Consider the following 21,608-nt stretch of genomic DNA (forward strand, 5'->3'; position numbering starts at 1 on the left):
CCTTACTTCATTCCCAACTCCTTTTTCAAAAAGTATCCAGTGTGGCTGCCCTTAACCTTAGCAACCTGTTCTGGAGTGCCTTCGGCCACTATATTGCCTCCTTTGTTTCCCCCTTCGGGGCCTATGTCTATTACATGGTCAGAGATTTTTATAACGTCTAGATTATGTTCAATGATCAATATAGTGTTGCCTTTATCTGCCAATTTCTGAATAACGTCCAAGAGTTTTTTGATGTCTTGAAAATGCAAACCAGTAGTTGGTTCGTCAAGAATATACAATGTTTTTCCAGTGTCTTTTTTCGAAAGTTCTTCAGAGAGTTTTACCCTTTGGGCCTCGCCACCAGAGAGCGTGGTAGCATGCTGGCCTAAAGTAATATATCCCAGACCTACATCGTTCAAAATCTGCACTTTACGATTGATTCTAGGTTGCACTTCGAAAAACGGAATCGCCTCCTCCACTGTCATATCCAATACATCTGAGATAGATTTTCCTTTAAATCTTACTTCTAAGGTCTCTCTGTTGAAACGCTTCCCTTTGCAGGTTTCGCACTCCACATGTACATCGGGCAAGAAATCCATTTCTATTTTTTTCATGCCAGCTCCCTCACAGGTTTCACAACGGCCGCCTTTAACGTTAAACGAAAAACGACCGGGCTTATAACCTCGGATTTTAGATTCAGGGAGCTCGGCATAAAGCGTACGAATATCAGAAAACATGCCTGTATAAGTAGCAGGATTGCTCCGTGGTGTACGGCCTATCGGCGACTGATCCACTTCTATCACCTTGTCGATATGCTCCAGCCCTTCCACCTTTTTGTATTCAAGTGGCTCTTTTTTTGCCCTGAAAAAATAGTGATTAAGTATAGGAAAAAGTGTCTCATGAATTAACGAGGACTTTCCACTACCGCTAACGCCAGTCACACTGGTAATTTTTCCGAGAGGCAATTTAAGGTTTACATTTTTCAAATTATGCCCAACAGCACCCTTAACAACCAAAAAATTTCCATTGCCCTCACGTCGTTTCTTCGGAACCTCTATTTGAACCCTATCGCTGAGATAATCCGCCGTAATGCCACCTTTTTCTATGAATTCTTTTGGTGTACCATAGCTCACTACCTTGCCTCCATGCCGACCAGCCCCTGGACCAATGTCCAAAATATAATCCGACTCCAACATCATGTCTTTGTCGTGTTCTACTACCAAAACGGTGTTACCAAGATCACGAAGGTCTTTGAGAGCCGTGATTAGCTTTACGTTATCTCGCTGGTGCAAACCTATACTCGGCTCATCCATGATGTAAAGTACACCTACCAACTGCGTACCTATTTGTGTGGCCAATCTGATACGTTGTGCCTCGCCACCCGAAAGCGTTTTGAGCGGTCGGTTTAAGGTCAGATAGTCGAGTCCAATTCCAAAAAGAAAACCGATTCGTTTTTTGATTTCTTTCAGGATTTCTGTTGCAATTACATTCTGACGATCATTCAACCTATTTTCCAAAGAGCCAAACCATTCTGCCAAATCAGCAATATCCATGTCGGAAAGCTGGGCGATGTTTTTATCATCAATCAAGAAGTGTAACGACTCCTTTCTCAGTCTTTGTCCGTTACAATCTGGACATTTTTTGATGAGCATAAAGTCTTTTATCCAATCTTGAATCTTGTCCGAGTCAGAATCCTGCTGTTTTTTGAGAAAATTCATGATTCCCTCAAAATTGGTGTTCCAGTCTGTTCCAGGATATTTTTTAGAAGGAACCGCAACTGGCTCTTCACTTCCGTAAAGTATGGTCTTAAGTGCCTCCTCGGGTATTTTCTCTATCGGAACACTGATGGAAGACTTGTAACTTTTAAGAATTATTTCTATCTGCTTGAAAATCCACAAGTCACGATATTCTCCCAAAGGAGCTATTCCTCCACGAGTAATGGACAGTGTTCGGTCTGGAATGATTGACTCTTCGGTGATTTCCTCCACTGCACCCATACCGTTGCAGGTCGGACACGCTCCGTAAGGCGAATTGAATGAGAATGAATTAGGAGAAGGGTCCTCATAACTTATACCAGCTTCGGGGTCAGTGAGGTTTTGTGAAAGATACTGCACATTGCCTTTTTCGTCTAACAAAAGTACAGACCCTTTCCCGAGTTTTAAAGCAGTACCCACCGACTGACTGATTCGGAATCTATCCTCTGTTTTGGGAATTACACGATCCACCACTATCTCTATATCATGAATTTTGTATCTATCGAGCTGCATTTTAGGTGAAACGTCTAGCACCTCATTGTCTACCCTTACTTTCTGATAGCCCATTTTTGATATTTGTACAAAAAGCTCGCGGTAGTGGCCTTTTCTACCTTTAACCAATGGAGCTAAAATACTCACTTTTTTTCCAGTATATTGGTCAAATATCTGTTCAATGATCTGATCCTGAGTTTGTTTCACCATTGGTTTGCCTGTGACATAGCTGTAAGCGATACCTACTCTGGCAAACAAAAGACGGAGGAAATCGTAAATTTCGGTAGTCGTACCGACCGTAGAACGAGGGTTTTTTGAGGTAGTTTTTTGCTCAATACTGATAACTGGCGAAAGTCCGTTGATCTTGTCTACATCGGGACGTTCCATATCACCGATAAAACTACGGGCATAGGCTGAAAAACTCTCCATGTAGCGACGTTGGCCCTCGGCGTAAATCGTATCAAACGCTAATGATGACTTTCCACTGCCGCTGATGCCAGTGATAACCACCAATTTATTACGAGGAATTACTACATCAATGTTTTTGAGGTTGTGTTCTCGAGCACCGAAAACCTCTATTTGTTCGTGTCCTGTAAGCTCTACGTCGTTGAGTTTTTTGTCTACCACCTTAAAGTTTTTGCTGAAAATTGTAAGAACCTCAAAATTAAACAAAAATAAGGTATAATGGTTTTTTGGATTTGAAATAAAGGCGGAATTGCTAAAAAAGGTGGAGGATCCGTTATGGTTGATAAAGTACAAAGGTTAACTCTGTTATCTTTTCAAAATGTTTATCAGCTGAAATTAGAGGAATATTTAGAAAAATTGCTGTTGAAGCAACAATTGCATCTGGAAGTTTGATGGTGTATTTACGTCTTAATTCAATCACAATATTTTTAATCCCAGCATTCAATTCTATGATCGAACATTCTTCAAGAAAAAAATCTAACCTTTCTAATTCGGCGTTTGTTAAACCACTAAATCCCAAAAGCTCCAACTCGTTAATTACAGAAATATAAAACAATTTGTCCTCAAAAAAGCTTCTAAGTACATCATCACCATTGAGCAGGTAAATAATGATGTTGGTATCAAGTAAGAACTTATTCCCACTCATCCCTCATCTTCTTTTGAATAGCCAAAGGATCTTCAGCAAACTTTATTTTTCCCACATATTTTTCAAACCTATGTTTTTTTACAGGGGCTGTTTTTAAAGCCAAAAACTTATCTAATTCTTCTTTGGGTGTATCTTTTTTTAAAATAAAAGTCATAATATTCTTATTTTCTTAGGTAAATCTAACGAGTTTTGTTGATTAAAAAATACAATTTTATCAAAAATTATCTCCTCTATATTTATTTCTTCAAACCCTTCCTACGCTCTGCCACCATCAAATCTATCACCAAATCGTAACTGCGAGAGCCTTGTTCTTGGCCGTTAGATTTTAAAAACAAATCATAAAAAGGACTGACAACATAAACCTGAATAGGGTTTCTGAATTTTTTCCAAACTTGTCTTTCTTTTTCTCTGTCAGCCTTTACAGCTGGACTCAATTTATCGAAAAGCGTTTTTGAATAGGTACTGTCTATTTCCCAGACTTTATTCAATGCCCTGAAGACTGTGCCATAATAGGCCGAATATTGAAAAACGGGATCTGGATTATTTTTGCAAGATAAATAGGCCAAATAATTAGCTTCTTCCTCAGACGCAAATCCCAGTTGATGAGCCATTTCGTGCGTTGTAACGTATGGTACGTCGTAAATCATGTTGTTGGTATTGACATTCGCCTCGCCAGTCGGAAACATATACACTCCGCTGGTACTCATATAGGCCAAAAGATTGCTCCCTTCTGCTTTCTTGATGGATGGTGTGGTGTAATTTAAAAAGGTATAACGAGCCTCCAAGTTTGCATATCCTATTGGTGCCAACTCAAATATTTTTTCAAAAGTCTGTTCCTTTAGTTTTGATTCTGAAATCCTTGCTCTGGTGACATTAGCTGAGTCAATCAACACCTTACAAAGTGATATAACCTCTTGATTTTGAATGTTTTTCGTGTTCAAATTCAAAAGTTTTTCTAAAGGTTTTTTGTGATAGGCCAATCCCCAAGTGAGCATAAAAAACAAATAAACTGGCGAAAGATAGGCAAAGAAATTTGTGGCGATTTGCCTTAGCGAAACTTCCTTTTTTCTTATTCTAAAAATGCTTTTTATTATCAAATAAACCAAAAAAGCACTCAAAATATAAACCAAAATCAAGCCGATAGAAAAACTAGTCCAGCCTGTTATTATCCTTAGAAAATGCGTAATTATCTTAAAAAAACCTCTAGAATAATAGTATTCTACCCATTCCTCGTTGGAGGTGATTATTTTAAAAACTATAAATTGTATGGGCAGCAAAATAATGCTGATGATTTTCCAACCGAGGTTTTTCATGTGTCTTTAGAACAATTTTACGATACCAAAAATACAAAACGAAAGGATGGCCGAGATACTTATCCAAAGCAACAGATTGTAAGTCAAAGTTGATTTTTCGACATCATTTTTTCTAAAATATTTATTGAAAATTACCGCCCAAATGACCAAAATTAGCAGGAACGAGCCTACAATTCCACCCGAAATAACCATAATCATGGGCAGTTTGATATAGACAAACAAAAATGCCCAAAGAAATGGAATTACCCAAGCCAGACGAGCAATTAGTCTTTTCCGCTCAGTCATATTTCCGAAATCTATCCAGCCCATCTGACCAAAAATATCAGCAAACTGGCGAGTCCAAGCTGCTAAAGCAGCAAAAACCGTCGAAAAAAGAATGGTAAACGACCCCGCTAAAAAGAAGATTTTCGACCAAGCTCCAAGGCTTTCTGTAAACATAGACGAAAGCACTTCTATCATCTGATAACCTTCTGGCAAATTGGCTTGGTGATGTAAAACCGCAGCCCCGAGAAGATAAAAAGCGGCTGTAACCGTGGTGTAGATCAGCATCGCCAGAAAAGCATCCAGGTGCATGACTTTCACCCAGCCTTTCACTCTTGCTTTCCAAGCAGCGGAATCGTCTCTTGGGCCTACAAATGACGCATAACCTTTCTCCAGACACCAGTAGTTGTAATGGATAATCTCGTCGGCACCCACACCTGTGATACCAAATGCCCCGAACGCAAATGCCAAAGCGGCTTTGGGGAGCTTGAAAGAAAGACCTTCAAGAATATTACCAAAGGAGATATGATAATTGGTATATTTTAGAAAATACAAAGAAGAAAACGTAAAAACGGTAAAGAAAGCAATCATAACCAATGAGAGTTTCTCAAGGCTTTGATAATAACCCTGATAAACCAAAACGGCTCCTAAAGCCGCAACCAAAAATGCAAAAACCGGAACAGAAACCATCGGAAAAACCATATTGAGCGTGATGGCCACTCCGCCAACTATTCCACCGACTTGCAGGAGTTTGAAAATCATAATCACAAAAACAAGCCACACGCTCCACCTTGTATTACGGAGTTTAGGGCCTGGAAGTTTCGACATGATTTGCATGGAAGTTTCTCCCGTGCTTACGGTATGTTTACCAAATTCCAACTGAATCATTACTTTGACAACACAGCTGACCAGAATTATCCAAAAACACACAAAACCAGCCTTGGCACCAAGCGTAGTGGTGGCTATGAGTTCACCAGAACCAACGATAGCTGCAGAAAGAATGAGACTTGGACCTAGAAATTTTAATCTTTCTTTGAATGTCTCGGGTGCTGGCTTTATTTTTTCAATACTTAAATGATAAGGATCGTTTTCCATACTATTTTTCACCGCAACGCCGCTAAGACGCTAGGAAATAATTATTTCGAAAGCATCTCAAACTTTTGCTTGGTGTTTCATTTTAGGGTTGAACATTTTATAAAAATAGCAAGATATCTTCAAAACCCAATTTTATGAAACCTAAATACATCAAAAAGCCCGAAGATTTGATCTTCGGGCTCAAGCTTCGACTACACTCAGCTACCAGAACTTATTCTTTTTTACCAAGCCGAATGGTGGCTCCGCTCAGCCACTATTCTACAGGAATTCCGACACAATAATTTCTAGAAGTACTGCCTTCATAAACTCCACATATCAATACTCCCTCCTCTCCATTTTTCTTGGCTGCATTTATCTGTTCTTTAACTTCTTTTGTAGAGTTTACTTTTGCGTTACCAACTCTGGTAATAATAAAGCCTTCCTCAATATTGGTCTGTTCTCCAAAGAAACCGTCTTTTTCGATTTCCGAAATTCTAACGCCGTTTCTCAAGCCGATTTTCTCTTTGTCTTTGGCAGACAAATCTTCGAGGGTAATACCTAACTTGCCATAAGCGGAAGCCAATTCTGGGTCTTTCTTCACTACTCCTTCCCCGCCTTTGTTGTTTCTAAGTGTTACAACATAATCCTTCTCTTTGCCATTTCTGTTTACGGTCAAAGTTACTTTTTCACCCGGTCTTTTTCTTCCTATTAACTCTCTGAATTTTGGTTCTGATTTCGTTTCTATACCATCAACTTTCGTAATTACATCCCCTTTTTTGATACCAGCACTGTTGGCGGCTCCATCTTCTGGTACTTCAGCCACATAGATACCTTCATCCAAGTCGGAATCAAGTTCTTTGGCGTTCTTGTTGTTCAACTCTAACGGAGCAAGGCCAATAAAGCCACGTTGAACGTTTCCAAATTTGATTAAATCCGTGGAAACTTTCTTCACAATACTCGAGGGAACTGCGAAAGCATACCCTGCATAAGCACCGTTTGGTGAAGCTATGGCTGTGTTTATACCTATCAAATGTCCACTTAGATTTACCAATGCACCTCCACTATTACCTGGGTTTACGGCGGCATCCGTCTGAATGAACGACTCTATCGGAGAATCTTGTTTTTGATCAGATTGCTGACCTCTTCTTTGTCCTTGGCCTAATATGTTGATATTACGACCAATAGCACTAATAATACCGGCCGTAACCGTCGATTCAAGGTTAAATGGATTCCCTACAGCCAAAACCCACTCTCCAACTTTTACCTCATCCGAGTTTCCAAAAGTAATAGCCGGTAATTTTCTTTCTTCGATTTTTATTACGGCGATATCTGTTGAAGGATCGGTACCAACGACAGTGGCATCATAGGCTTTTTTGTTATAAGTCACAACCTCAAGTTCACTTGCTCCTTCTACAACGTGGTTATTGGTCACAATGTAGCCATCTTCAGAAATGATAACACCTGAACCTGACGACTCTTGGTTTTGAGTACGAGGTCCACCAAACATGTCGTCGTCCATTCCAAAAAATTGATCAAAAATCGAAGGCATTTGGCGTACCGTTCTAGAACTTTTTGCCTTTATATGTACTACAGCTGGAGCCGAAGCACCTGCAGCAAAAGTAAAGTCTCCCGGTTGGCCTGCTGGCAAATTGGCAAATTTCATCACCGAGCCGTTTGACCCTGCTTCATTAATTACCACGTCATTACGATATCCATCGATGGCTCTGTAGCCAGCAATAGTTGCCACACTTGCCGAAACGGCGATGAGGGCTGTTTTCCAAGAATTATTCAATGTCATCTTTTTAATAGCTTTATTTTTGTTGAATTCAAAACTTATAGAATTACAAATTTATTTTCAAGTAAAGCAATAACGCAAATTATTGAAATAAAATTTATTCTGCTGATATTTGTTTAACAATTATTAACTAAAAAAGCATCTCTCTAAATTTCAGAGAGATGCTCGAATAATACCCGACCCTTAGTTTATCGAAATCAATTTTGGTTCCTTTGGTTTTGCTTCCTCTTTTTTAGGAATGGTTAAGTGCAAAACACCGTCTTCGTAACTAGCTTCTATGTTGTCAGAATCTACAGTATTTGGCAATCTGAACGACCTTGTGAACGAACCGAAACTGTATTCCTTTCTTAAGAATGTCTCGGTCTTTTCTTCAGACTCGGTTTTTTCTCCTGCCGAAATAGTCAAGTTACGCTCATGCACCTCTACCTTGAAAGCTTCCTTTTTGAAACCTGGAACTACCAACTCAATTCCGAAATTGTCCTCCGTTTCCTTGATGTTAGCTGATGGAACATTTTTGTTAAATTTAGATACAGCCTGCTCACCAAAAAGCTCATTGAACAAAGCCGGGAAAGAATTCAAATTGTCATAGTTTCTTACTAACGTTTTCATAATTATTGTTTGTTTAATGTTTTACAAATTTTGTTTGGTTGACAGTGAACAAAACTTATTCCAATTGACCCTTTAAGACAAAATGGCCGAAAAGTGCATTTTATAAAAAATTCATAATGACAAAGTGGCCGACTTGATTGCTTTTTGATGTGACATTTTTTCCTGGACGCCTTCGTAACGTCCTCGTTTGTGTCCTCACAAACGATAACGTTATGTAAATTTGGGCAAGATGGAATGTTTGAAAGGAGTGGAAGAGTGGAATGTTTGTGAGGACACAAACATGGGCCAAAAAAAACCTCCAAGACGCATCTTGAAGGTTTCTAATATTTTCAAAAACTTCTATTCGAAATCTCTATCTATTACAAGTGAATTACCTCACCATAAGCAGCGGCAGCGGCTTCCATTATGGCCTCGGACATTGTAGGGTGTGGGTGAACCGACTTCACGATTTCCATACCGGTTGTCTCCAAATTACGAGCAACAACAGCCTCAGCTATCATTTCGGTTACGTTGGCACCAATCATGTGACAACCCAACCACTCACCATATTTAGCATCAAAAATTACTTTTACAAAACCTTCGGGCACACCACCAGCCTTGGCCTTGCCAGATGCTGAGAATGGAAACTTGCCTACTTTTATTTCATATCCTGCTTCTTTCGCAGCTTTTTCGGTATAACCAACTGAAGCAATTTCTGGTGAACAGTAAGTACAACCAGGTATATTTCCGTAGTTCAAAGGTTGTGGATGATGTCCGGCCAATTTCTCCACACAAATAATACCTTCGGCACTTGCTACGTGAGCCAATGCTTGTCCCGGAACCACATCACCAATGGCGAAATATCCAGGAACGTTGGTTTGGTAATATTTGTCTACCAATATTTTACCTCTGTCTGTAGCGATGCCTACATCTTCAAGGCCGATATTTTCTATATTAGCTACTATACCTGCTGCCGAAAGCACGATGTCTGACTCTATCGTTATTTCGCCTTTTGGAGTTTTAACAGTCGAAACACAACCCGCTCCTGAAATATCTACCTTCTCTACACTTGAGTCTGTGTAAATTTCGATACCCATTTTTTTGTATTGCTTCGCCAATTCTTTTGAAACGTCCTCGTCTTCAACAGGGACAATGTTTGGCAAAAATTCCACAATAGTAACCTTTGTACCCATGCTGGCGTACACATAAGCAAACTCAACACCTATGGCACCCGAACCAATGACTACCAGTGACTTGGGTTGTTTTTCGAGCGTCATGGCTTTGCGATATTCTATCACTTTCCCTCCATCAATAGGCACATTTGGCAATGCTCTGGCTCTTGCACCAGTAGCGATGATAATGTTTTTTCCTTCAATGATTGACTTGTTACCGTCTGCAGCTGTAACTTCTACCTTCTTACCAGGCTGTACTTTACCGTATCCGTCTATAACATCAATTTTGTTTTTCTTCATCAAAAACTGCACGCCTTTGCTCATGCCATCGGCTACACTTCTTGAGCGGCCTATTACAGCCGAAAAGTCCGCACTGGCATCACCCACGGTGATACCGTAGTCTTTGGCATGCTGAATATATTGAAACACTTGTGCCGATTTTAACAGAGCCTTGGTAGGAATACACCCCCAATTGAGGCAGATACCGCCCAGATTTTCCTTCTCTATAACCGCTACTTTCATTCCCAACTGAGAAGCTCTAATAGCGGTAACGTAACCACCTGGGCCACTTCCGAGAATCACAACATCATACTGTGCCATAAGAAATTTGATTTTTGGTATAATTTGGGTGCAAATTTAGTGAATAAAATCGAAAGCTGAATTGTGCGTACAACTTTTGAGGATTTATTAAACAAATAGTAAAAGTTTTGGGCGGGAAAGTACAAGGTCTGGCTTGATTGTTCGGAATCATGACTCAAAAAAAATACATTTAAAAACTCCAAGTTCTTTTTGGCATCAGAACATTTTTCAAAAAGTAAGGTAAAATGACAAAATATAAACTTTCAGTAAGAAGTATTAAATGATTTAATTATCAAAAAGTTAGGACAAAGGTAGTACCCTCCTCTTGATTAGATTTTATTGAAATAGTACAATTTATTGCCTTTGCTAAATCACGGATAAGGTGTAGGCCGAGACCAGATTTGATACCAATAACTTCAGAATTATTAAACAAAGCCTTAAACTGGTCTTCGGTAGCTCCCGGCCCATTATCTGTCACCGAAACAAACTTCACCCCTTTCTCGTCCCAAGCATTCCAGGTTATTGTTGGATTTTCTGTCTTTGACAAAGCCCCAATAGCATTGCCGGTTAGATTCCGAATTATCGTTTTTAGATAGTTTTCATCAGTGTATAAAGTTAAATTTTCGGGACTTTGGTAATTTATTTTTATATGCTCTTGGCTTTCGAAATGCCTTTGAGTGTCTTCAAAAATTGATTTTACTTCTACTTTTTTGTGGAATGGCTTAAAGTTTTGCATTTGCCCTTTGCTCCAAAGCAACAAGTCTTCCATGGAAACCAACAGGTTTTCTACACTCGTTATGGTCTTGTTTTGGAGTCTCTTTTTGTTAGTTTCATCCAATAGGTCAGGGCTTTCTTGCTGCAATTGCAAAAACTGCAATAAACTCGCTACAGGGCTTCGTAAGTCGTGATTTAAGATTCCCATGAACCGTATTTTGGCTTTATTGGCCTCCTCCAATTCAGTGTTTAATACTTGTAGTTTCCTATTAGCTTTTTGGCTGGTATTTCGTTGATAAAGAAGCAATCCTCCGATTACACTCAAAAGAAGCAATCCACTGACATAGAACCATTTTTGTGTTTCTTTGGCTGCCAAATTAAGATTGGCAATCTCAACCTCGGTTTTTTTCAATTTCACTTCGTTTTCAGCCGCTACCAATTGTTTTTTGTTGGAAATACCCTGAATCTGCTCCGCTTTCAGGTCAGCTTGGGTTTTTAGATAGCTCAGTTTTACCAAGTCTCGCTCCTTGTTACTAACGCTCAGTTTTGCATTGTTCAGAGCCAGCAATAATTGGCCTTGTTTTAAACTTTCGGCATCCAGAAGTTGCTGGTTTTTGTATTTTTCTTCCTTTGTATCAAACTCGTACTGAATCTCTAATCGGGCCAATTGCTTCTGATTATCTTCACTATCTATACTTTCTTTTATGTCTACATACTTTTTGAAATAGTGATAGGCACTATCAGCGATACCCTTTTTTTCAAAGATATTGCTAAGTCCAAGGTAGGCATCTCTTAGTACGTCTCGGGTGCCTATTTCCAGAGCCATATCCTTAGATTTCATCATGAAAGGCAAAGCCTCATCTAATCTGTTTTTCTGCAAATAATATTCACCAACACCCGCATTGTTGATGGCGATTCCCTTTTTGTTTCCCACCTCTTCAGATAGTTTAAGTGCCTTGGTGTGGTTTTCAAAGGATGGCTCATAAATCTTCTGTCTAGCATACACAAGACCCAAATTACCGTAATCGCGAGCCATTCCCAGCTTATTATTCGTTTCAACGTCTCTAGCTAGGGCTTTATTAAAAAATTCCAATGCCTTGTCATATTTCTTGGTATCCAAATACACAGAAGCGATGTTGTTGTAGCCTGCGGCCATTCCATCGGTAGAGTTGGCTGTTGCATTTATCGAAACAGCGTCTTGAAAGTGTTTGAGTGCTAAGTCATACTTTTTTTGTGTGGTGTAAATAATCCCAATGTTGCTGTAGGCCAATCCGGCAAGCTTGGGCAATTTAGCCTTTTCGGACACACGAATAGAATTTTGAAAATACAACAATGCCTCTGGATATTTATTTTGCATCAGGGCTACAGTTCCTAAATTATTATTACAAATGATGATTCCGGAATATGTTTTTGATTCTTCAAATAACTTTAATGAAGTGTGAAAACTAGCTTCTGCCTTTTGATAATCCCCCACCGAAACGTACTTTGCACCGAGCAGCTTATAACCCTCCGCCTGTCCTTTTTTAAAGTTTAATTTGTTGGACAATTGGATGGCTTCTTCTGCATGCAACTGCATATTGGCAAGATTTATACCGTAGTTGGCAACCGAAAGTTTGAGAATTGACATTACCCTTATGGTATCTTGGGCGGTATGTTTTTGAAGTTCGGCCGTGAGTTCTTCAATGGCTTTGTTTGACTGCGAAAACAGCAATCTGCTCGAAAGGAGCAAAAAGATAAATAAAAGTTTAGTCTTCATTGTAGCTGAATCAGGTTTTCTCTAAAACTCCTTCCAATGGGTACCAGAAACTCGTTCCGCAGCATGACATCGTTGGTTTGAATTTTTGATACGTAGTGTTTCTGAATGGCATAACTACGGTGTACCCTCACAAAACTACTAAAATGCTGGTCTTTGATAAGCACTCCCAAACTCGACAACACGCAATGTTGCTTGGTTTCTGTTACTATTTTGGTGTAATCTTTAAGTGCTTCGAGGTACAAAATATCATGAAGCTTTATCTTAACTTGGTCTGTGCCTTCTTTTATGTAAATAACATCGCCACCCAGGCTAGCTTCGAAAAGGTTGGCTTTTTGTTTGAGTTCGAGATAATCTCTAATGCGGTCAACCGCTTTGTTGAACCTATCAAACTTGAGCGGTTTTACGATAAAATCGAGCGTGTCAAGATCAAAACTTTCAACGGCAAATTCGGGATGTGAGGTTATGAAAATACAAATTGGGACATCCTTGGCTATTTTCCTGAAGTCAATACCATTCATGTTGGGCATATCAATATCTAAAAACAAGACCTCAACTTTTTCTTTCTCCAAAACAGGAATGGCATCAAAAGCATTTTCAAAAACACCAACCACTTCAAACGCAGAACTTCTATTTACAAAAGAACTCACTGTGAGTCTATCAATTTCGTCGTCGTCAATGATAATGCAAGTTATTGGCTTCATAAAACAAACATACCTATAATTTCCAAGCCTTTAAAACTATGAATCGATAATTCTCGGTGTCGTTCGTCTATTTGTTGGGTTGTTTATCTATTGGCTGTTTCATGGAGCGGCATTTTAATGCAACTTTGGAAACTAATGAATACAGATTTAAGGGTAAAAAGTAATTATGAAACCAATCAGAAAAACGATTCTTTTTCAGGAGACTGATTGGATAAAAACAAAGTGAAAATTAATTTAAAAACAAGCTATGAAAAACCATGTAATACCGATTGGCAGTCGTAAAAAAGTGCCCTCAGGAGATATACTGTATCTACAGTCAGACCTCAACTACACCAAAGTGTTTTTGGTTAATGGCCAAATGATTTTTTCGTCAACAACCCTAAAAACCATAGAAAGTCGCCTTGCCGAAAACCCTGAGTTTTTAAGAATAAACCGCGGCCTTGTCATCAATCGGCAACACGTAAAAACCTATCAAGAAGCCAGCGTTGAGCTTTCCAACAATCTCAGCTTCGTGGTTTCAAGAAGGCGTAAGGCCTTTCTTAATGTTATTTAAAATTCTAATTATTAATGGTTTGTGATATGAAAAAAGTATTGATTTTATTGATGTTTGTAAGTTTAGGATTGGTTGGCCAAACACCTAAAATGGAGATTGTGGTAGGTACTACTGAAAACGTTGATGGTATTACTGTTACTTCAAAAAACACTGCTCCGAGTTCCCACAACTATTCAATTTATGGTTTAAACAAATCCACAACTTATAATGGCATAGGCGTATATGGTGGCCACGAAGGCTCTGGCACTGGAGTGCATGGCTATTCCAAAAGCGGCACTGGCGTATCTGGCTTTTCCCAAATGGGTACCTTTGGATCTGGCGTCTATGGATTAGCGTATGGAGCCGGAAAAAGTGGGGTAAAAGGATATTCAGAAAACGGTTACGGAAACGGTATTCTTGGTGAGGCAGAGTCGGGTATTGGTGTAAAAGGATATGCTCTGAATTTTTTCAGCACAACTGGTATAGGAGGGCATTTTTCAAATGCTTTTTCTACTGGTTATGCATTAGTAACCGGAACAGGCAAGGTTGGTATCGGAACAGAAACTCCAGTCGCCAAAATGGACATAATGGGGACATCCTATTTAAGCCATTTTTTTTATGGCACACCCGAAGACACTTATATAAGAGGAGGGAAAGCCGGCTCAAAAGTTTTAATCAACGACATTGCCGGTATGGGAAGTGTAGGCATAGGTTTATCAAATCCAAATGAGTTACTGGATGTAAACGGCAGAATGAGAATTCGGCATAATGTAAACACTTCCGGTCTTTGGATGAGTAATTCTACAAATAGTCTAAACGGAGCTGATGGGGCTTTTTATGGCATGAAAACCGATACAGAAACCGGAATTTACATTGGCAACGCTTGGCGTTTTTGGGTAAATAATAATGGGCAAGTTACTTCTACTTCACTTGCAGGTGCTGGGAATAGGCCACTATTGGCAGATGCCAATGGCGTGATTTCTGCCGCATCATCTTCTCAAACGTTGTTGCTTCAACCATCGCACTTTCATGCTCTAAGCTCTTCCTCCCCAATTATTAGAACAGAAAACAGTATTTCTTTGACAGGGGCAGGCACTATAGTTGCACCAATAAACCTACCTGTAGGGGCAAAAATAAATTCCATAATTTTAAGAGTTAAAGACAACACAAGCAGTGGCTTTGCATTATATAGTCTTGAAAAAATGAGTACTGCAACAAATGTCTCACTACAGTTGAGTTCGGATGGGTCAACCATCGGTTCGTCCAATTCTTCCGCTATAAACTGGCTATGCACAAATTCACTACCCGTAACCATAGCAACAAATAATTATTATTACATCAGTGTCACAGGTTATGATTCTATTGGGAATTTAATTTCTTGGGCTTCCGGCTCAACATTTGATTTTCGTTGGATCGAAATCCAATATACTTTCTAAAAACAATTGCTATGAAAAAAATCTTACTCTTCTCATTATTTATTAGCATCAGGCTGTTTGGGCAGTCGGTAACGATTGTACCATCAAACGGCCAGTTTACCGAATTTCTAAAAATCAAAAAAAATGGTTTTGGCTTAGACCATCGAACAGTTGATAACTTGGTGGGAGTTGGCACTTTTGCTGCTAACAATTCGGCATATGTTCAAACACATACTCCTCATAGTCTTTTCTTTTCGACAAATAATGGAGACCCTTTCATGACTATTGCTTATTCTGCTACGGCTGGCCTTAATGGTAATATAGGCATTAATAATATTTCACCCCAAGAAAAGCTCCACGTAGTTGGCAATATCCGAACATCGTCATTGGCTGGTACTGGTTTAAGACCAGTAATAGCAGATGCCAACGGAATACTCAAACCAACTACTATTGTTGCTTTTGCTGTTCACAATTTGATAGGAACAGGAGATATTAGTGTAGCTCACCAGACTTATTTAACTCTTCCTTTTACGACAAAAGACTATGATTTGGGAGGGAATTTTAGTACCTCAACGTATCAATTTACAGCTCCTGTCAGAGGAATTTATCATTTCGATGTCCAAGTTTCATGGGTTACCTCAACCAATTCGGTAGGGAACTATGATCTTCAACTTGAAAAAAATGGCACCTACATTACTGTTCAAGGTACTCCTTTAATTAGTGGGCAGTTTTCTTCTAACACAGTTTCAACAGATATTGATTTAGAAGTGGGCGATGCCGTAAAAGCAGTTGTTTATCAAGACTCCGGAGCAACTCAGAAACTCCAAGGTTTTAATAGACTTTCGAGGTTTTCGGGTAGATTGGTTATGCCCTTGTAATCAACTAATACGCATTTCTCTGTTTTATCACCATAAAAATAATATCATCAGTTTCTCTATTTATTAGTATCCGAATATTTGGGCAAACACCCAAAATGCAAGCCGTTGTCTCGGCATCAGAAATTCCATTGGAATTGATGTAGTACTAAAAAATACAAACCCAAGTTCATCAACTCCCGCTGTTGTTGGTATAAACCTATCAACCAATTCAAATGGATATGGGATTTATGGAGAACATTCTGGTTCAGGGATTGGAGTTTATGGTTATTCTTCTTCAGGACGAGGTGGGCAATTTAATTCTTCAACTGATTTTGCAATAGAGACATCAGGAAAACTAAAGTTTGCAGCATCTGGCGTAGGAACATTATGTGCGAGTTCAAGCGATTCTTGTATTTCCTAAAACTTCAAAGCGGCAAAATCATCAAAAAAAACAGCGTGACTATTCAAAGTACTGGAACGTCTTGGGCTATTATTGATAACGATTTCCAGTTCTAAACAATTTCCCTATCTCAAAATAACCCCAAAAACACCTGAGGAACTTCCGTCTCAAAACGCATGGCTTCTTTGGTGACGGGATGCGTAAATGACAACACCCAAGCATGTAGGCCGAGGCGTTTGATAGGATTGGTGGTGGCTCCGTATTTGTCGTCGCCTATCACCGGGTGGCCGATGTCTTTCATGTGAACGCGAATCTGGTTTTTACGACCTGTTTCGAGGTTTACTTGCAGCAAACTGTGCTTTTTGGAGCTTTTTGTTAATTCATAATAGGTTACGGCCTTTTGCCCATGTTCAGGATTTTGCGATGAATACATGATCAATGCCTTGCTTTCTGCCAAATAGGAAATAATCTTGCCCACAGGCTTCGCCACAATTCCTTCCACAACTGCTAAATAGGTGCGTTCCAGTATATTGTCGTTCCAGTTTTCTTGCAAAGCCTTTTGGATTCTCTGGCTTTTGGCGTACATCATAATGCCCGATGTGTCTTTATCGAGGCGGTGAACTACAAATATTTTGTTAACAGGGTCTTGCCTTTTTACATATTCGCTCAAAACACTATAAGCTGTGTTTTCTTTTTGTTTTTCGGTGGCTATGGACAGAACACCCGCTTCTTTGTCAATCACTATCAAATATTGGTCTTCAAAAATGATTTTTAAGCCTCTAATTTTAATTTCCTCAGGTTGTTTTTCCCAACGAATTTCTACTTTTTGACCAGAACTTAAAGGCTGATTAAACTGGCTGATGGCTTCTCCTTCAACAAAAACTTTCTTGTCTCTAAGCAAAACCTTTACATCGTTTCGGCTCTTTTGAGGCATTTTTCCCAACAAAAAAACCAGAAGTTCAGAATCTTGCTCAACTTCAAACTTGAGGTCGTTCGGCTTACCTTTTTTCTTTTGCGAAAATGTTCTTCTAGTATCTTTTTGCTGTCTCATTTGGGGTGGTTTTACTTTAAAACGTTCATTAAACCGAAATACACATTTGACCCCTTTGGGGTCATGAAACTTAATAATTATTTACTCCCCGAATTTCATTCGGGGCTATTGACATTAGACCACTTCGTGGTCATATAGGTAAATCCAAAAACTGCTGATTTATAGAATTTCATTCCGGGTTATTTACATATGACCACTTCGTAGTCATATCAACAACGAAACATCTACAAACTGCTGAATATAGAATTTCAATTAGAGCTATTCACACTTGACCAATTGTGGTCTTTTTTGGACAAAAATAAACTATAAATTGCTAAATTATAGTGCTTTATAAAAAATCAAGCCCTATTCAAATCGCTTGAATAGGGCTCAAAACTTATTTGCTAATTCTACTTATTTCAAAGTCTCCACAGCAGATTTTATTCTTGCAACGGCTTCTTTCAAGGCTTCGTCTGAAGCCGCAGTGGAAATACGGATACAGTTTGGAGCTCCGAAAGATCCTCCTCCAACGGTAGCAACAAATACTTTTTCTAACAACCACATAGAAAGGTCGTCAGAGTTGTTTATGGTTACTTCTCCGTCTGTTTTTCCGAAATAATAACTTACATCAGGGAAAGCATAAAATGCTCCTTCCGGCACATTAACTTTGAACCCTTCTATTTCTTTCAACAAACCAATCACCAAATCTCTTCTCACCAAATACGCTCTCTTCATGGTTTCTGGGGCAGTCATGTCGTCCCAAGCAACCACTGAGGCTCTTTGTGCAATGCTGTTTGTGCCTGATGTTACCTGACCTTGTAGCTTGTCGATACCGTCCACAATCCACTTGGCTGCACCAATGAAACCAATTCTCCAGCCAGTCATGGCGAAGCCTTTAGCCATACCATTTACCGTAATTACTTTTTCTTTGATGGCCGGAATAGACCCGATACTGAAATGCCCTTCCTCACGGAAGTTGATATATTCGTAAATTTCGTCAGCAAGAACGAATACGTTTTCGTGTTTTTCGATAACCGCCGCTATAGCTCTCAACTCAGCTTCGCTATAAACTGATCCCGTTGGATTGTTTGGCGATGCATACATAACCACTTTGGTTTTGTCGGTAATGGCAGCCTCCAATTGCTCAGGCGTAACTTTGAAGTCGTTGTCAAATGCTCCTTCCAAAATCACAGATGTACCTTCGGCCAATTTCACCATTTCAGAGTAGCTTACCCAATAAGGAGCAAAAATGATCACCTCGTCGCCTGGATTTACCATCACAGCCAAGGCATTTGCTAACGAATGTTTGGCTCCAGTAGATACGATTACGTTCTCTGGTTTCCAGTCTATATTGTTGTCCCGCTTAAATTTCTCAGATATTACCTTTCTCAATTCAGGAATTCCGGCCACCGGTGTGTACGCATGAAATCCATTGTCGATGGCCTGTTTGGCAGCCTCACAGATGTGCTTTGGCGTTTTAAAATCAGGTTCGCCTATTGAAAGATTGATTACTTTGTGGCCTTGTGCAGCCAACTCTCTTGATTTTTTTGACATTGCAAGCGTTGCAGACTCCTCCAAATTGTTGATTCTGTCAGCGAGCAAATTTGCGGTTTCAACCATTACAGCCATTTTTTAGATATTTTTGTTTCCCAAAACTTATTGATTTTCAAAAAACTAAGTGTTTTTTCAAATCGGCTGCAAAATTACGCAATACCTTTTTAAATGCCTTAGGAAATATCGTTTTTTCGAGGAAAAGAGATTGTTTCGCAAAAACTTAATTGAAAGATTTTCTCCCCAAATGTGTATTTAAATAAAATTGAACCAAAAAAATGTATTTACCCCCATAGCGTCTTCGTTCATTCGATTTCTTCTCCAATTTTAAGTATCGTGGAAATCTTTTTTTAATTTTGGTTTTGAAATATAACGTATAAACAAAACAACCGCAATTGAGAGCCAAAGTCGTGAAAAGTAAAATTTCTTTGCGTCTTAGTGTCCTTGTTGTTAAATTTAAAATATGAAAATCGATATAATCGGTGGTGGAATTGGCGGACTTACCGCAGCTTTGTGTCTTCACGAAGCAGGCTTTGAGATAAATGTATTTGAATCTGTCAAAGAAATAAGACCGCTTGGCGTAGGAATAAATATTCTGCCGCATTGTGTTAGAGTTTTGACAAATCTCGGTTTGCAAGAAAAAATTGCTCAAAGTGCTATAGAAACCTCTGATTTGGTATATTTTAACAAATTCGGGCAACAGTTTTGGACCGAGCCTCGAGGCAGATTTGCAGGTTACAAGTGGCCGCAGTTTTCGGTTCACCGAGGTGTATTGCAAATGATTTTGTTAGATGCTGTAAAAGAACGAATTGGCGAAAGCTGTTTACACCTCAATCACCACCTTTCGCACTTTGATCAATCTGAAGGGCAAGTGACGGCTCATTTTATAGACAAAGAAACTGGCGAAAAATTATTAGAATCTACCGCAAACATACTTATAGGAGCTGATGGAATAAACTCCGAAGTCAGAAAACAGCTCAATCCAGACGAAGGCTCACCTGTGTACTCCGAAAACGTTTTGTACAGAGGAGCATCCAAAATGAAGGGATTTCTAAACAGCACATCCATGGTCATGATTGGGCATTTGGGCCAAAAAATGGTAGCCTATCCCATCGCTAACCAACCTGATGAAGACGGAAATTATCTCATCAACTGGGTGGCCAACCTCAGAGAGGGAAAGTCTAAACTAACCGCACGAGATTGGAATAGAGAGGCCGACAAACAGCGATTGGTGGATATTTACAAAAACTGGAACTTTGATTGGCTAAATGTACCTGAGATGATCAATCTTGCCGAAAAAGTATATGAATTTCCGATGTCGGACCGCAATCCGCTCGACAAATGGACAGAAGGTAGAGTAACCTTGTTAGGCGATGCCGCACACCCGATGTATCCGATTGGGTCAAATGGTGCTTCACAGGCGATATTGGACGCTAACGCACTTTGCGAAGCACTTAAAAGTGAAAACACTGCCGAACTGGCATTATCTGTTTACGAAGCCGAAAGGTTACCGGCAACCTCAAGTGTGGTTCTCCAAAACAGAGCCAAAGGCCCTGACCAAATCATGGACATGATGGAGGAGTGGTTTCCAGAGGGTTTTTCGGAGGAACAAATTCCACACGAAGCACTGAAAGAAGTAATGGACAATTACAAAAAAGTGGCGGGATTTGACATAAATACTTTAAATCTGAAAAAATGAAAAGACAATTACTGTTTCTCTTTGTTTTTCTAAACACGTTTACGGCGGCAAATGCACAACAACAGCCTGTTAAAATAAATGGTATTCCGCAGCTTTTGTACTGGGAAAACTCCCCAAATAGTGTTTCGCTCAAAGCTGGTGTTTTAGAAATAGAAGCCGGTGCAAAAACCGATCTGTTTCGTGACCCCAACGTGACCTACAATACCGATAACGCTCCCAAGTTGATGTTTGTGCCTGACAAAGACTTCGTGCTTTCGGCCACTATTGAGCACAATTTTGTGAACAAATGGGATGCCGGCGGATTGGTGTTAAAAGCCGACAGTCTTAACTGGATAAAATTGTGTTTTGAAAGAGATTATCTTGGCTACAGAAGGGTAGTTTCAGTTGTAACCAAAGACGTTTCTGATGATGCTAATTCACAAACCATCTACGAAAACTTTGCTCATTTCAAAATAGCCAAAGCAGACAACGTGGTTACACTTTATGTGTCTACAGATGGCAAAAAATGGCTGTTGATAAGACACTTACAGTTCAACACCAACAAAGAAATTAAAGTGGGTTTTTTGGCTCAGTCGCCTGTGGGATTACGATGTAAAGTAAAGTTTTCGAACATAAAATACGAGGCTCGGAAAATAAAAGATCCGTATTTGGGAAATTGAGCGGGTGAATAAGAAAAGAATAGAAAACTTAGGCTATTATTTGTGTTTAAACCCAAATCCCGCGGCAGGGATGGAGCCTTTGTTTGAGCTCCTTTGGTGAGCTGGCCTTGGCCGCACACCAAAGAGCGAGTGGCAACAGCCCGACCTTTGGGGCCGCCCAAAATAAAATGATAACG

General features: G+C 39.5%; 18 protein-coding genes. 6 read left to right on the forward strand and 12 right to left on the reverse strand.

What is annotated here, in order from left to right; all coding sequences use genetic code 11:
- Window positions 1-2: 2 nt before the first annotated feature.
- The 5 genes from uvrA to EGI26_RS15475 all read right to left on the reverse strand — a co-directional run bounded on the left by uvrA (window position 3) and on the right by EGI26_RS15475 (window position 6,005).
- Window positions 3-2,897, reverse strand: a complete 2,895-nt coding sequence (uvrA, locus tag EGI26_RS15455; RefSeq protein ID WP_303626762.1) for an excinuclease ABC subunit UvrA — start codon at window positions 2,895-2,897, stop codon at window positions 3-5.
- Window positions 2,898-2,964: 67 nt separating this feature from the next.
- On the reverse strand, window positions 2,965-3,336 hold the full coding sequence (locus EGI26_RS15460) for a type II toxin-antitoxin system VapC family toxin (RefSeq protein WP_255079793.1): 372 nt from the start codon (window positions 3,334-3,336) through the stop codon (window positions 2,965-2,967).
- Window positions 3,323-3,490, reverse strand: a complete 168-nt coding sequence (locus EGI26_RS15465; protein WP_255079794.1) for a hypothetical protein — start codon at window positions 3,488-3,490, stop codon at window positions 3,323-3,325. Before EGI26_RS15465 ends, EGI26_RS15460 begins: the two co-directional genes overlap by 14 nt.
- Before the next feature lie 82 nt (window positions 3,491-3,572).
- Window positions 3,573-4,649 (reverse strand): DUF3810 domain-containing protein, encoded by a 1,077-nt coding sequence (locus EGI26_RS15470; protein ID WP_255079795.1) that lies wholly within the window; start codon window positions 4,647-4,649, stop codon window positions 3,573-3,575.
- A gap of 6 nt (window positions 4,650-4,655) precedes the next feature.
- Window positions 4,656-6,005: an Nramp family divalent metal transporter gene (locus EGI26_RS15475; protein ID WP_255079798.1), complete on the reverse strand. Its 1,350-nt coding sequence runs from the start codon at window positions 6,003-6,005 to the stop codon at window positions 4,656-4,658.
- 134 nt (window positions 6,006-6,139) lie between these two features.
- Here EGI26_RS15475 and EGI26_RS15480 point away from each other — a divergent pair, with 134 nt between their 5' ends.
- Entirely contained in the window at window positions 6,140-6,286 is a 147-nt protein-coding gene (locus tag EGI26_RS15480) for a hypothetical protein (protein WP_255079800.1), read from the forward strand.
- Here the strand turns inward: EGI26_RS15480 and EGI26_RS15485 are convergent.
- From EGI26_RS15485 to EGI26_RS15505, 5 genes are all read right to left on the reverse strand, one after another.
- Window positions 6,259-7,782, reverse strand: a complete 1,524-nt coding sequence (locus EGI26_RS15485; protein WP_255079801.1) for a trypsin-like peptidase domain-containing protein — start codon at window positions 7,780-7,782, stop codon at window positions 6,259-6,261. The two genes, EGI26_RS15480 and EGI26_RS15485, sit on opposite strands and share 28 nt — an antisense overlap.
- 180 nt (window positions 7,783-7,962) lie before the next feature.
- Window positions 7,963-8,388, reverse strand: coding sequence for an Hsp20/alpha crystallin family protein (locus EGI26_RS15490; protein WP_255079802.1), 426 nt, complete (start codon window positions 8,386-8,388; stop codon window positions 7,963-7,965).
- 359 nt (window positions 8,389-8,747) lie between these two features.
- Complete coding sequence (gene lpdA, locus EGI26_RS15495) at window positions 8,748-10,139, reverse strand: dihydrolipoyl dehydrogenase (RefSeq protein WP_255079803.1); 1,392 nt, start codon at window positions 10,137-10,139, stop codon at window positions 8,748-8,750.
- 271 nt (window positions 10,140-10,410) lie between these two features.
- Window positions 10,411-12,588 (reverse strand): tetratricopeptide repeat-containing sensor histidine kinase, encoded by a 2,178-nt coding sequence (locus EGI26_RS15500; RefSeq protein ID WP_255079804.1) that lies wholly within the window; start codon window positions 12,586-12,588, stop codon window positions 10,411-10,413.
- Window positions 12,585-13,289 (reverse strand): LytTR family DNA-binding domain-containing protein, encoded by a 705-nt coding sequence (locus EGI26_RS15505; protein WP_255079806.1) that lies wholly within the window; start codon window positions 13,287-13,289, stop codon window positions 12,585-12,587. Before EGI26_RS15505 ends, EGI26_RS15500 begins: the two co-directional genes overlap by 4 nt.
- Window positions 13,290-13,536: 247 nt before the next feature.
- On the opposite strand from EGI26_RS15505, the gene EGI26_RS15510 reads away from it, so the two are divergent.
- Genes EGI26_RS15510 through EGI26_RS15520 form a run of 3 tightly spaced genes read left to right on the forward strand, consistent with a single transcriptional unit; the run spans window position 13,537 to window position 16,114 of the window.
- The gene (locus tag EGI26_RS15510; protein WP_255079807.1) at window positions 13,537-13,842 is read left to right on the forward strand and encodes a LytTR family DNA-binding domain-containing protein; all 306 of its coding nucleotides are present in this window, start codon (window positions 13,537-13,539) and stop codon (window positions 13,840-13,842) included.
- Window positions 13,843-13,868: 26 nt separating this feature from the next.
- The gene (locus EGI26_RS15515; RefSeq protein ID WP_255079809.1) at window positions 13,869-15,257 is read left to right on the forward strand and encodes a hypothetical protein; all 1,389 of its coding nucleotides are present in this window, start codon (window positions 13,869-13,871) and stop codon (window positions 15,255-15,257) included.
- Between the two features lie 11 nt (window positions 15,258-15,268).
- Window positions 15,269-16,114, forward strand: coding sequence for a complement C1q domain-containing protein (locus tag EGI26_RS15520; protein ID WP_255079811.1), 846 nt, complete (start codon window positions 15,269-15,271; stop codon window positions 16,112-16,114).
- 509 nt (window positions 16,115-16,623) lie between these two features.
- On the opposite strand, the gene EGI26_RS15525 is transcribed toward EGI26_RS15520, so the two are convergent.
- Both EGI26_RS15525 and EGI26_RS15530 read right to left on the reverse strand, forming a co-directional pair.
- Complete coding sequence (locus tag EGI26_RS15525; RefSeq protein WP_255079812.1) at window positions 16,624-17,544, reverse strand: RluA family pseudouridine synthase; 921 nt, start codon at window positions 17,542-17,544, stop codon at window positions 16,624-16,626.
- Window positions 17,545-17,937: 393 nt separating this feature from the next.
- The gene (locus tag EGI26_RS15530; RefSeq protein WP_255079814.1) at window positions 17,938-19,152 is read right to left on the reverse strand and encodes a pyridoxal phosphate-dependent aminotransferase; all 1,215 of its coding nucleotides are present in this window, start codon (window positions 19,150-19,152) and stop codon (window positions 17,938-17,940) included.
- A 385-nt stretch (window positions 19,153-19,537) separates the two neighbouring features.
- On the opposite strand from EGI26_RS15530, the gene EGI26_RS15535 reads away from it, so the two are divergent.
- Window positions 19,538-20,773, forward strand: a complete 1,236-nt coding sequence (locus EGI26_RS15535) for a flavin-dependent oxidoreductase (protein ID WP_255079815.1) — start codon at window positions 19,538-19,540, stop codon at window positions 20,771-20,773.
- Window positions 20,770-21,432 carry a DUF1349 domain-containing protein gene (locus EGI26_RS15540; RefSeq protein ID WP_255079817.1) on the forward strand — a complete coding sequence of 221 codons (663 nt, stop codon included), beginning with the start codon at window positions 20,770-20,772 and terminating at the stop codon, window positions 21,430-21,432. Before EGI26_RS15535 ends, EGI26_RS15540 begins: the two co-directional genes overlap by 4 nt.
- The last annotated feature ends 176 nt before the right edge of the window (window positions 21,433-21,608 follow it).

The sequence above is a fragment of the Lacihabitans sp. CCS-44 genome, assembly GCF_024343735.1.
Taxonomy (GTDB): domain Bacteria; phylum Bacteroidota; class Bacteroidia; order Cytophagales; family Spirosomataceae; genus Leadbetterella.